The organism is Bacillus sp. BC08, assembly GCF_054326875.1.
This window is the reverse complement of record NZ_JBTGPA010000031.1, coordinates 107,076-120,037: the sequence shown is the minus strand read 5'-3', so window position 1 is coordinate 120,037 and position 12,962 is coordinate 107,076. Positions and strand designations below refer to the sequence as shown.

Annotated in this window: 13 protein-coding genes and 1 pseudogene; 3 read left to right on the top strand and 11 right to left on the bottom strand. The window is 36.2% G+C overall.

The window, feature by feature from the left end:
* Positions 1-85: 85 nt before the first annotated feature.
* On the bottom strand, positions 86-628 hold the full coding sequence (locus ACXVYO_RS11200) for an NUDIX hydrolase (RefSeq protein WP_458467039.1): 543 nt from the start codon (positions 626-628) through the stop codon (positions 86-88).
* A gap of 138 nt (positions 629-766) precedes the next feature.
* Here ACXVYO_RS11200 and ACXVYO_RS11195 point away from each other — a divergent pair, with 138 nt between their 5' ends.
* The gene (locus ACXVYO_RS11195; protein ID WP_458467781.1) at positions 767-1,390 is read left to right on the top strand and encodes a cephalosporin hydroxylase family protein; all 624 of its coding nucleotides are present in this window, start codon (positions 767-769) and stop codon (positions 1,388-1,390) included.
* A 179-nt stretch (positions 1,391-1,569) separates the two neighbouring features.
* On the opposite strand, the gene lepB is transcribed toward ACXVYO_RS11195, so the two are convergent.
* From lepB to ACXVYO_RS11180, 3 genes are all read right to left on the bottom strand, one after another.
* Positions 1,570-2,091 (bottom strand): signal peptidase I, encoded by a 522-nt coding sequence (gene lepB / locus ACXVYO_RS11190; RefSeq protein ID WP_098274003.1) that lies wholly within the window; start codon positions 2,089-2,091, stop codon positions 1,570-1,572.
* A gap of 82 nt (positions 2,092-2,173) precedes the next feature.
* Positions 2,174-4,327 (bottom strand): peptidoglycan D,D-transpeptidase FtsI family protein, encoded by a 2,154-nt coding sequence (locus tag ACXVYO_RS11185; RefSeq protein ID WP_458467038.1) that lies wholly within the window; start codon positions 4,325-4,327, stop codon positions 2,174-2,176.
* A 241-nt stretch (positions 4,328-4,568) separates the two neighbouring features.
* Positions 4,569-5,306, bottom strand: coding sequence for an NAD-dependent protein deacylase (locus ACXVYO_RS11180; protein WP_458467037.1), 738 nt, complete (start codon positions 5,304-5,306; stop codon positions 4,569-4,571).
* Positions 5,307-5,561: 255 nt separating this feature from the next.
* On the opposite strand from ACXVYO_RS11180, the gene ACXVYO_RS11175 reads away from it, so the two are divergent.
* A complete protein-coding gene (locus tag ACXVYO_RS11175; RefSeq protein WP_458467036.1) occupies positions 5,562-6,854 on the top strand; it encodes a hypothetical protein in 1,293 nt (430 codons plus the stop codon).
* A gap of 159 nt (positions 6,855-7,013) precedes the next feature.
* On the opposite strand, the gene pcp is transcribed toward ACXVYO_RS11175, so the two are convergent.
* Genes pcp through ACXVYO_RS11140 form a run of 7 tightly spaced genes read right to left on the bottom strand, consistent with a single transcriptional unit; the run spans position 7,014 to position 12,598 of the window.
* Entirely contained in the window at positions 7,014-7,661 is a 648-nt protein-coding gene (gene pcp, locus ACXVYO_RS11170; RefSeq protein WP_458467035.1) for a pyroglutamyl-peptidase I, read from the bottom strand.
* A 15-nt stretch (positions 7,662-7,676) separates the two neighbouring features.
* Positions 7,677-8,639, bottom strand: a complete 963-nt coding sequence (locus ACXVYO_RS11165) for a DUF979 domain-containing protein (protein WP_458467034.1) — start codon at positions 8,637-8,639, stop codon at positions 7,677-7,679.
* A gap of 1 nt (position 8,640) precedes the next feature.
* On the bottom strand, positions 8,641-9,336 hold the full coding sequence (locus ACXVYO_RS11160) for a DUF969 domain-containing protein (protein WP_061676954.1): 696 nt from the start codon (positions 9,334-9,336) through the stop codon (positions 8,641-8,643).
* 21 nt (positions 9,337-9,357) lie between these two features.
* Positions 9,358-10,119, bottom strand: a complete 762-nt coding sequence (gene pxpA / locus ACXVYO_RS11155; protein ID WP_458467033.1) for a 5-oxoprolinase subunit PxpA — start codon at positions 10,117-10,119, stop codon at positions 9,358-9,360.
* A gap of 18 nt (positions 10,120-10,137) precedes the next feature.
* Complete coding sequence (locus ACXVYO_RS11150; RefSeq protein WP_458467032.1) at positions 10,138-11,127, bottom strand: 5-oxoprolinase subunit C family protein; 990 nt, start codon at positions 11,125-11,127, stop codon at positions 10,138-10,140.
* A complete protein-coding gene (gene pxpB, locus ACXVYO_RS11145) occupies positions 11,118-11,831 on the bottom strand; it encodes a 5-oxoprolinase subunit PxpB (protein WP_458467031.1) in 714 nt (237 codons plus the stop codon). The genes ACXVYO_RS11150 and pxpB overlap by 10 nt, the downstream gene beginning before the upstream one ends.
* A 14-nt stretch (positions 11,832-11,845) precedes the next feature.
* Positions 11,846-12,598, bottom strand: a complete 753-nt coding sequence (locus ACXVYO_RS11140; protein WP_458467030.1) for an IclR family transcriptional regulator — start codon at positions 12,596-12,598, stop codon at positions 11,846-11,848.
* A 164-nt stretch (positions 12,599-12,762) separates the two neighbouring features.
* On the opposite strand from ACXVYO_RS11140, the pseudogene ACXVYO_RS11135 reads away from it, so the two are divergent.
* A pseudogene (locus ACXVYO_RS11135) lies at positions 12,763-12,942 on the top strand (hypothetical protein); the annotation flags it as partial.
* Between the last annotated feature and the right edge of the window lie 20 nt (positions 12,943-12,962).

Here is a 12,962-nt window from a genome sequence, read left to right as displayed (position 1 = left end):
AATGAAAGCAATCAACATAAAAATGCTAATTGCTCTATAAAAGTATTATCTACTAGAATATAAGATTGAATGTTTTCATATTTTTCTATTGAGAAATAAGTTGTTTTTCATACCGTTTGTTCGCATCATCTTCTGACAAATATGCAGTTGTGTAGTTAATAATATTCCGATTATCATATGTGAATATATGCTCTAACTTATTTTCTTCTTTTAATATTATCGGTAAGTATTTTTGTAAATTACTAACTACACCTCTATTATCATGATTCAATATCCAATCAATTTCTTTCCATTCTAATAATCCTTCCGCCGTACTTAATGGTGTATTCATTTGTACTCCATCTGGTAAATCAGCAAGGAATACATACATTCCCTCACCATCCCAAGACTCGTCTTTATCTTTAAAAATAACATTCCCCTTATACGTTACACTTGGAAGCTCTATTCCCGTTTCCTCAAGCGTTTCTCTAATAATCCCTTCGTATGGCGTCTCATTCTCTTCTATTTTTCCACCAACACCATTCCACATTCCCATATTCGGCTTTTTATTTCTATTTAATAAGAGTATTTCATTTCCTTTTCTAATGAAGCAAATTGTGTACTTATACATATGTCCATTCCCTTTCATTTACACATGAGTTATTTAGCTTATTTTTAAGTAAAAACACTCGCCTTACAATTCCTTATTACATAATATATAGTACAACTTTCATACGTAAACACTTTACGTAAAGCGAAAGAATCCTTTTTAGAAAGGAGAATTAACATCGATACTATAAGCAATGAATTTCTAAAACTTTATTACGACAGCAACGTTTGGTTACATGATACACACTGGCTCGGGGTTCCAATCTGCAAACTTCCCTCTGACCTTTTTTTGTACCAAGAGATCATTCACGAATTAAAGCCCGATTTAATTATTGAATGTGGAACGTTCTATGGTGGTAGCGCACTGTATTTAGCTTCTATATTAGATTTAATTGGAAAAGGTCATGTACTTACTATCGATATATTCCCACAACCAAATCGCCCATCACATAATCGGATTACGTATTTAACAGCTTCTTCTGTTTCTGTACAGGCCGTCCAAACCATTTTAAGTATGCGCAAACCTGATGATGTGATTTTAGTTATTTTAGATTCCGATCATAGTAAAGAACATGTCGCAAAAGAACTTTTACTTTATAAATCTATTGTAACAAAAGACAGTTACTTGATTGTAGAAGATACAAGTATTAACGGAAATCCCCTCTCTCCTGATTGGGGCCCTGGTCCGATGGAAGCTGTAGAAGAGTTTTTAGCTAAAAATAACAACTTCATAATCGATGAATCTAAACATAAGTTCTTCATATCATTTAATCCAAAAGGTTTTTTAAAGAAGATAAAGTGAAACTTTAATAAGTGGGAGGTTCATCCCCACTTATTATTAGTTGAACCAATCGGGCTTTTACGGGCAGTTGATCTCCCACCTAACTCCTTTGTACAGCTGAATTTTGAGGTGGGGGTCTTACTGCCCGTTAATGCGGGGTAAAGTGAAACTTTAATAAGTGGGGTTATACAAAACCCCACTTATTCTATAATCTTCATTTTTGAAAACGGATAATATACAAATTCCACTTTGCCTATTATGTTATCTTCTTCAATATACCCTAAGCCATTTCGACTATCTCTACTAAGTTCACGATTATCTCCCATTACAAATAACTTATTTGGCGGGATTTTCGTCTTTTGAAAGTTGTAAAACACTTGCGTATTATTGAATAAATCTTTATTTGTATACGGTTCTTCTTGCTTTTTATCATTCACATATACTGATCCATTCGTTATGTTAATTACGTCACCAGGAAGTCCTATTACTCGTTTTACATAATATTTCGACTCATCCTCTTCCTTTATAATGACAATTTCTCCGTGCTCTAAATTAGAAAAATGTACTGCTGCTTTATTTACAAATACATAGTCTTCTTCATATAAAGTCGGTTGCATCGATTTCCCTTCCACTTTACATAAAGTAAAAGAATGATAGGCTACTACCAAAACAAACACGAAGAGTATGTATTTCCCCCAGCCTCTTTTCATCTCCTGCTTCATATCCATTCCCACCTTATTTAAACGCTTTTTAACTCAAAAAATAGATCACTGCACAATAAGTCTCCATGCAGTGATACTATTTTTACTGGTCCTTGTTCTGTTGTTCTACTGGGACTGGATTTCCACCCGTTCTTTTCGCTTTCAATTCAAAATACGCATCCAAAATCTCTTTACCAATCGCGGAATTAATTCCTGATTTGTCATCATTCACCCAAGGTACAACAACTGAAAAAGCAACTTCCGGATCTGCATCATATGGTGCATAACCGGCAAGAGTTAAATTATAACATTTTTTTCGGTTATAGTTTTCATCTCTTCCAATATCACTTTCTCCACCATATACAGTTTCAGCTGTTCCTGTTTTTCCAGCTGGTTTATACGGTAATCCTTTAAAAGTTGCAGTACCTGTTCCGTCAGTTTCTTGAAAAACTCTTCTAAATCCTTCTTTTACATGATTAATATATGAAGTGTCCATATCCACTCGATTTAAAATAACTGGTTCAATAGACCGAACAACTTTTCCAACATCCTCTGGTTTATGTGGTTGCTCTCTCACTTCTTGTACAATTTGTGGTTTCATTCGGTAACCGCCGTTTGCAATTGTTGAAATATATTGAGCAAGCTGTAGCGGCGTATATGTATCATACTGTCCAATCGCATAATCAAGTAAAAAACCAGGTATGTCATCCGTTCTACCCATTTGACCAATCGATTCATTCGGCAAGTCAATACCTGTTGGTACACCTAAGCCAAACTGTCTAAAGTAGTAACGCATTTTATTAAATGTCTCTTTTTTAATGTCTAACGGATTGTTTGGCACATAATTTATACCTGCCATTTTTAAAGCAGTGTTAAACATGTAAACATTCGATGAAACTTGTAAAGCTCTTAAATCATCAATGTCACCAAAGTCTTTCCATGATTTCTTTGGCTTAGCACTTCCTTTAAAATACATTGGTGCATCAAAGAAATGCGTATACGGCTTAATTGTTTCCGTTTGATATCCGGCTAATAACGTAGCCCCTTTCACAGTTGACCCTAACTCATAAGAACTTGTCATCGTTCCTAAAGCAAAGTCTTCTATTTGCATGCCGCCATCTTTATTTACAATTTTCTTTCCACCCATTGATAATATTTGCCCATTTTTCGGGTTCATCATTACAACGAACGCACGATCCATCATTGGCTCTGCCGAGTGAAATGCTCGTAAATTCTTTTCAAGACTTTCCTCTACTTTTTTCTGTAACTCCATATCCACTGTTAACATTAAATTATTTCCACTTTTTCCTTCAGTCACTTTTTCTGTCCGAATAATATTTCCCGCTTTATCCGTAATATTTTTAGACTGTTCCTTCGTTCCATGTAATGCATCTTCGTACTGTTTCTCGATATAACTCTTACCAATGCGATCATTTCGGTTATAATCACGCACTAAATAATAATCTAACTGTTCTCTCGGCAAACCCTCATTTTCAGTAGAAACGCTACCAAGGATAGAACGAAGTATTTTATCATTTGGGTATTCACGTTCCCAATCCACTGTCGTATCCACTCCTGGCAAAATTGCCAATCTTTCACTTACGATTGCATATTCATTTTGACTTACATCTTTTTTAACAATTTGCGGCGTCATTTTATATCCTGCATTCATCCTACTTTTAATTGCTAGTACTTCTAGATCCTCTTTTGATAGTTCGTTTAATTCTTCTGGCGTAATTCTTTCACGGCGCAACTCTTCAACCTTTTTATCTAATTCTTTCCCCTCTATCTCTTGCTTCCTAAATGCACTCTCATCTTCTTTCGTTACTTTTTCTGCTGCTCGTTTTTCATTTAACTGCATCCAAAAATCTTTTTTATCGGTTTCTGTCAACTTATTTATATCTTCCGGCGACATTTCAATAAGCTGAGCTAAATTTCTTGCTACTTGTAAAACTTCTTTCGAATCTACTCCTTTCATTTTCGTATATGTAACGGTTCGTAGTGGTTTATTATTTACAATCACTTGACCTTGCCGATCAAACATTTTCCCTCTAGGAACTGGAGTGCTTACCGTTACATCTTCCTTTTTGTTTACTTCATTTCTATACGTTTCTCCATCAATGATTTGTACTTTACCTAATTGAATTATAATAGCTGAAAATAAAAGAAAGACGATAAAAAATAGTACATTTAATCGAAATGGAATGTGAGTCTTTTTCTTTTTTGATTGTTTCTTCTGCTCCTTTTTCTGTCTCATTTCGCTCCCTCGCTTCATTCTATTAACATTTCTACGCAAAATCATTATGTATCAAATTTATTTATATGATATATATAGAATTTTATATTAATTACTAAAGAAATAAAAGATTTAATTTTCAGTATTTTAATTTTATAACCTATTTATTACCATTCCCTTATTAAGGAATAACATGAATGTTATTCAAACAAAAAAACTGAGGTGTTCTCTATACACCTCAGTTTTTCATAAAAATAATAATTTATTTAACTGACGATAACTCTTCAACAAACTCACCAATCTTATTTTGAAAAACAAAATCAAAGTTATATTCTTGCCCCGTTAACTCTTCATTTACTAAAATGGTCGTTGCTCCTATTTCCCTCTTTGCGATTTGTGGGAATGAAGCGACAGGTTGTACTTTTAACGACGTTCCCATAACGATAAGTACATCTGTTTCATATAAACGTGTTATCGCATTTTGATATTGCGGCAATGTATCTCCGTATAAAACAACGTCTGGATTTAAAATGAAATTACACTTCTCGCAGCGAGGCACTTCATGATCAATCATATACTGCAGGTCATATCCCGATTTACACTTCGGACAATGTGCTGTTTGAAGTGTTCCATGTAAATCAATGACATGCTTACTGCCGCCTAGTTGATGTAAACCGTCAATATTTTGCGTTAAAATCGTAATATCTTTCCCTTGTTCTTCTAATTCAGCTAAAAAGCGATGCCCATGATTTGGTTTATATTGATGAAACGTATTAATTTGGAAGATTTCTTTATAATGCTTCCAAAATTCTTTCGGATTTCTATTATAATATCCTCTTGATAAATACATCTCCACATTCGCATCAGCATACAATCCATTTGCTGAACGGAAATCTGGAATACCGCTTTCCGTACTTGCACCTGCGCCTGTTAACACTGTAATTTTCTTCGCTTTTTCTAAAATTGAACGTACTTCTTCAAATTGTTGCACAAAAATCACCTCTATGTATTTTCCTATACTTATTATACCAGTTGTTTATAGGAGGTGTTGTACGATTCGATTTATTTACTATGTTACATTATCTACACCAAAACTTTTTTAGCCGTAATTAAAGTTTCAAAGATTATTATTTTTATCCTTCGAAGATTAGCAGCACTACTCTATTATTTTTTTATTTCGTACAAACACACTATCAGTGGTATTGTTTATTGCATTTAATATAATAAATCCAATTTCAGAAAGGAGTTTTGAAGTTTGCCTGCTCATAAGAAACAACCTCCTAAATCACCTCAAAAACACTCTCCACCCCCATCACCCTGTACTCCAGAAATTACACTCGATGTTTCACCTGCTCTTAATTGCACTATTCAATTATTTGGGACAGTAACTTGTGGTGGACAACCTATTACAGATGCTACTGTGGAGTTCGAAAGTGACTCTCTTTTAATTAACCCTATATCTTCTGCTACAACTAATAACAAGGGAGAATTCTCCTCAGATGTTGAGATAAAGTCCGGGGTTCAATCCAGTGTCATATCAATAACTGCTTCAACTAAAATTAAAGAAGGTACTGCTTCCATATCCAAAAATGCAAAGGTAGAATGCTCGGTTCCTCCTCCAAAAAACAGCATTTATGTTACAAATACGGTTCTCCTTCCCAATAACGCTAGTAATACGGTTTCGGTGATTGATGGCAATACGAATCTAATTGTTACAAAAGTCTTGAGTGGAACTGACTCGATAGCAATTGCGGTGAATCCCATTACGAATCGCATATATGTCGCAAATTTTTTCGGGGATACCGTTTCGGTAATTGACACTCTAACAAACGCGCTTATCACTGCGATTCCAAGTGGTACTGGGGGAATTCCTACTGCACTTCCTCGCGTGATTACAGTTAATACTGTTACCAATAGAATATACGTTTCTAATTTTGCAGCAGAGACTATTTCGGTGATTGACGGTTTTTTAAATCAAGTGATTGCTACCATACAAGTTGGGAAAGTACCTTTTGGCATTGCTGTTAATCCTAATACGAATAGGATATATGTCGCAAATCCCGATGATGATAATATTTTTGTGATCGATGGAGAGCTTAATAGCGTTATAGATGTTATTGTAGGTCTTAATTCTCCAACTAGTTTAGCCGTGGATACTATTAAAAATCAGATTTATATTGTAAATAGGTTCGCTAGGCAAGTGTCAGTTATGGATGGTTTTACAAATAAAGTAATTTCTGAAATCAAAGTTGGTGAAACACCTGCAGAAATTGCCATTAATCTATCTCATCCTTTTTCGCCTCGAATTTATGTTACTAATTTTGATGATAATACTGTGTCAGTAATAGATGGGGATAAAAACATTGTGCTGGTCACAATTCAGGTTGGGCAACAACCACTTAGAGTTGCGGTAAATCCATTAACAAATCGAGTATATGTTGCAAATTTGATAGATGGAACCATTTCAGTAATAGATGGCCTAACGAATATAGTCATTGATTTAATCACAGTTGATAATACGCCTGTTGGGATTGCGGTACTCCCTTAGAATAAGCTGGAACTAATAGAAATTCGAGGGAAATATGTTGTTCTTTTAATACCTGAAAAAGTACAGTTCGACTGCTCCTATTACAACAACCTCCCTTTTTTACACCTTCATACAAACACAAAAAGAGGGCCACATCAGCCCTCTTTAATCTACTGTTATTTAATGCGTAGTCCCCCCAACTTCCACAATATCTATCTCAACTGTCGTCGTTACCTCAACCGCCAGTTCTATCCCTTTACCAATAGTAGAAAGTGACATACTCGGTTGGCCTGGATAGTTACTCGCTTGCTCTGGTAAAAACGGAATATGAATAAATCCGCCTTTTATTTTCTTATCCTGTTTCTCTAGTTCATGCATGAGACCGTAGAATAAATGATTACAAACGAATGTACCTGCTGATTGTGACACAGAAGCTGGTATGCCTTCTTCTTGTAGCTTTTTTACAATTGCTTTCATCGGAAGTGTAGACCAATAGGCAGCTGGTCCTTCTTCTACAACTGGTACATCTACGGGCTGATTCCCTTCATTGTCAGCAATTCTTGCATCATCAACGTTAATTGCGACACGCTCTATCGTAATATCTGGTCTGCCCCCAGCTTGTCCGATACATATAATTATTTCCGGGTTTAGTTCTTCTATATATTCTTTTAATACTTGTATTGATTTATGAAATACAGTTGGTACTTGTTTACTAATAATCTTGTACTCTCCAATTGTTTTTTCGTGCAAACTTTTTGCGACTTCCCAAGCTGGATTGATGCTTTCTCCACCGAACGGGTCGAACCCTGTTAGTAATACTGTTTTCATAGTTTTCCCTCCTAATTAGAAACGATATACAAGACCGTACATAATAAACATATTGATGATAAAGATTGAAAGAGCAATTGGTACTTGCGCTTTAATAACTGCATTTTTATCTTTTAACTCTAAAAGCATCGCCGGAACGATATTAAAGTTTGCTGCCATTGGAGTAAGCAATGTTCCGCAATATCCAGCAAACATACCAAGCGCTGCCATAATCGCCGGGTTTCCTCCATGCATTTGTACAATTAAAGGTAAGCCAATTCCGCCAGTAATAACGGCAAACGCTGCGAATGCATTTCCCATTACAACTGTAAAGAGCATCATTCCTAAACAATACGCCATAACAGCAACGAACGGATACTCTGTCGGTAATACTTGTCCAACTAAATCAGAAACGACTTGTCCAACGCCAGACTTCGCGAAAATACCGCCAAGTGCTGCTAACATTTGTGGTAAAATGACAGCCCAACCGACAGCTTGTAATAGTCTGCTTCCCTCTTGAACAGGCGTTGTTATGTTCGATTTTGTAATACGCATCGCCGCAACGAATGCAAGTAATGCACCAAGTGCTAATGCAACTAATGTTACTTTATCTGGATCAACTAGGGATACATTTCCCCATTTGATTTTCCCTAACGTTAATGTACCGATAATTGTAAAAATAGGAATTAATAGTGCAGGCATAAAAATTTTATTTTTTAATTTCTCCGCATGTTTCACACGTTCTTGTACTGGTACTTCTTTCTCCTCTGATTTTGTTACTTTGTTTAATGAAGCTAACACGACCATAGCGAGTACAATACAACCAACGTAAAACGAAGGGATTACATTTCCGAATAAAAATGTAACTGCAAATAACGCCCAAAATAAGCTAGAACCAAATCGGTTTGGATGTTCACGATCAAATGCAATACGAACAGCGATAAAGGCAACGATTATACCTAATACGTAATAAATTGTATCCATTGTGATGATGTTCATTTTATATTGCCTCCTTCTCTTCTTTTTCTTTTGATGTCATCGTTTTCTCTATATATTTATCAAATCTTCTAAATCTGATCCAGCTCACAATAAGCGCTGATATTGCAGTTGGAATGCCCCAAAGCGCCATATCCCACACACCGACATGCATACCTACTGAATCGAAGAATCCTTTCATTAATAAAATCGCACCTGTCGCGATAAATATATCCTCTCCGAAAAACCAAGCTGTATTTTCCGCCGCTGCTGCATTCGCTTTAATTTTTTCTCTTAACTTTTCAGGGAGCTTACCGTATTTCCCTTGCGCAGCCCCTTCTGCCATCGGTGCAACGAGCGGTCTTACTGTTTGCGCATGACCACCAATGTTCAGTCCAAGTGCTGCTGATGATTCTCTTATCGTAAAATATGACATTAACACTCTTCCAGTTGTTGCTCCCTTTGATTTCGTTATAAGTGCTTCTGCTCTTTCTTTTAAACCGTAACGCTCTAAAATTCCGATTACTGGTAAAGTTAATATAATTGGCATAGACATATATCTATTTTCTATGAAAAATTTACCGAACATGCTAATGACATCATAAAAGCTTAATCCTGAAACCATACCCGTAACAATACCTGCAACCATAACTACTAAAAGTGTATTTAATCTAAATAAAAAGCCCACTGCAACAAGTAATATCCCGATTAATTTAATCATTCCAGCACTTCCCCCTATTTTTTATTTCAGTGCACAAATAGAAATACTATTAAGTTCGAATGTTCTGTATATTTTTTTCGCAAATTGGACTGCTTTTTCTCCATCACCATGTAAACAAATTGTTTGTGCTTGAACTGCTACTTTCTCTCCATTCACCGCTTTTACATAGCCTTCTTTCACCATTTGAAGCACTTGCTTTATCGCTTCGTCTTCATTTTTTATAAGTGCATTTTCTTCTGTCCGGCTCGTTAGCGTTCCATCTTGCTTATACGTGCGATCTGCAAAAGCTTCTTGGACGAGAGTTATATTGTATTTTTCCGCAGCCTGTATAAACGCCTCACTATTTGCTAATCCGTAAAGTAATAGACTTGGATTACTATGATTAATTGCCTTTGCGATTGCATCTGCAATTTCCGGATTAGTCGCCGCCATATTATATAGAGCACCGTGTGGTTTTACATGATGCATTTTCCCGCCTGCAGCTTTCACAAAAGCGTCTAATGCACCGATTTGATACAATACATAGTCGTATACTTCATTTGGTGAAACGTTCATATTTCTTCTTCCAAATCCAATTAAATCAGGAAAACCAGGATGCGCGCCAATTACTACGTTATGCTGCAGTGCCTTTTCGACCGTTTTCCTCATTACAGTCGGATCACCTGCATGAAAACCACAAGCAACGTTTATAGAGGAAACGAACGGAAGAATTTCATCATCATTCCCCATTTTATAAGCTCCAAAACTTTCTCCTAAATCACAGTTTAAATCGATTGTCGTCACGATGTTACCCTCCTAATGTCAGCTTCGTAAAGCGATGAATTTCTTTAATAGATTCATATTGATTTCTTGTTCTATATACAATTGTTCCGCTTCTTCAAGCGTAATTCTCTCAAATGAAACGTAGTCCCCCGGTTTTAACTGTGCAAGAAGTGGTAAATCTACTGAAATAATATTTCCTATTCTCGGATAGCCACCTGTCGTTTGCCTATCTGCCATTAATATAATTGGCTGTCCACCATTTGGAACTTGAATGGTCCCAAATGTAACTGGACTCGATAAAATCTCTTTTTCTTCCACTCTATTTAAAACTTCTCCCTCAACTCTATAGCCCATACGGTCAGCGTAATTAGATACTTTATACTCTTTCGTAAAAAATGCCCTTATACTTTCTTCTGTAAATTGATCATATTCAAAATCAGTTATAACGCGAAGCTTAGGATATTTCTTATACTTTGGCAGTACACTGCTGCTAATTACCCATTTTGTTTTGATTCGCTCATCTTTTTGTAAGTCTTGAATGAAACAACTCGCTAATTCTGAGTGCGTACCAATTTGAAAATAATCTCCTTTTTTCAGCATCCTTCCTTCTATACCACCAATCGCAGCACGTATGTAAGTACTTTTGCTTCCCATTATGCGATCAATATGTATACCACCTGCAAAAGTCACATACGCTCTGCAACCACTTTTCACTTTTCCGAGGCAAAGCATGCTACCTTCTTCCGCTAAAATGGGACGCCATAATGGAATACGCTCCCCATTCAGTAACGGTTCCATATCTGCTCCGCCAATCGCAAGTAAAGTCGTTTTCTTTATTAACAATTTAGGTCCCATAATTGTCATTTCAAGTCCTGCTTCATTCTCTTCATTACCGACCAACATATTGATCATCCGAAGTGCATTTTGATCCATGGCCCCGCCAACTGGTACACCGTATTGTTGATAATGGGATCGCCCTAAATCTTGGACTGTTGTAAACATCCCTGCATGTAAAACTTCTACATCCATTTTTTAGCCCCCTCAAGTGATACGTACTCTTCCTTCGTTATTGGGATAAATCGTAAATACATACCGCTTTGAATATAGGTTGGTGTTTCTTCTTCTGGATTAAATAAGGAGATCGGAGTTCGGCCAATAATATTCCATCCACCCGGCGTTTCAAGCGGATATATACCTGTTTGATTTCCGCCAATACCCACCGAACCAGGAGGTATTTGTAACCGTGGCGTTTCTTTTCTAGGTGTTTCTAGTTCTTTTGATAGTCCTCCTAAATACGGGAATCCTGGTGTAAAACCTAACATATATACAAAATATGTTGTTTCACTATGTATACGAATAACATCCTCCGCTCGTAATCCTCTACAATGTGCAACCTCTTCTAAATCAGGTCCATATTCTCCCCCGTAGCAAACAGGTATAGAAATATGTTTCACATCCTGATTTAATTCTTCTTGATACGAATTACAAAGCTCCTTTATATACCGGCAAACGTGATGATATGCCCCTTCACTTCTCCCATTTCGCTTCCATACTTCGTATACATTGTAGTAGACCGCTAATGAAGTGAAAGACGGCACACACTCAACCATTCCTGTAAATGGGTGCCGCCTCAACGCTTGATATAATCGCTGCACTTTTTCGTATGTCTCCATCTCAATTTCTTCACCAAATGTAACAATAATTGCTTGATCCCCTAACGCAGAAAATTTCATCCCACTCCCTCTTTCTATGCCAAAAAGCCGAGTTCTTTCGAAATGCGATGTGCTGTTTCTTTCACCTTCGCAATAAAATATGAAATGTTACTTTCGCTGTACTCAATTGCTAATCCCGAAATACTAATCCCCGCTACAACCGTTCCATCACTTGCAAAAATGGGCGCTGCTATAGCGGCTGTATGATTTTCTAACTCAGAGTAGCTAATTGTGTGTCCTTCCTTTTTCGCCATTTGTAACACTTCTAGCAATTGTTCCTTATCCACAATGGTTCCATCCGCAAACTGTTTTAAATCCGTTTCCTCTACGTATTTCTGCTTCTCTTCCTCAGAGAAATACGATAGTAAAATTCTCGGACATGCACCCGCATAAAGTGGAGCTCTTCTACCAACCGCTGTATACACGCGTACAGGCTGAGCCCCTTCCATCTTTTCCACATAAATCGCATCATTACCATCTTGAATAATTAAATTAACTGCCTGCCCTAAACTATCTCTAAGCTCTTTCATATAGGGAATCGCAATATTTCTTACGGATAACCTTTGTGAAACAAGTTGTCCAAATCGTAAAAAAACGACTCCTAGACGATATTTCCCCTTTTCATTTTTTTGTAATAACTCCATTTCTTCTAACGAGCCAATTAAACGATAAACAGATGTTTTCGGCATACTCGTAAGCTGAACCATCTCTGTTAAACTTAGCTCTTCATGTTCATAAAACAACTCTAAAATATCCATTGTCTTAACTGCTGTTTTATTTATACTCATTCTATCTCCCTCTTGTTCCGAATTTCGGAACTTAAATTCCATTTTTCGAAACAAACATATAATTTAAAATTATAAAATATTCTTTCAATTCTATCAATATTTTTTTCAAATACATAATCTGATATATTTTGTCCGCTATTAAAAAAACACAAATAATATGTGATTTACATAGAATGAAAGGCTCTTGGATGATTGACAGAACTTTAACACGTAAAGAACGAACTATTAGTGAATGTAATTTATATTGGAGTGATTGGCTTCCTGAAGGTGAATATAAAATTATTTTTAGAAATAGAGACGGTTCACTTTCCAAAGTACATGTTGCCACAAAACTATTAGAATAAAAGTTTCAATAAAAAGTACG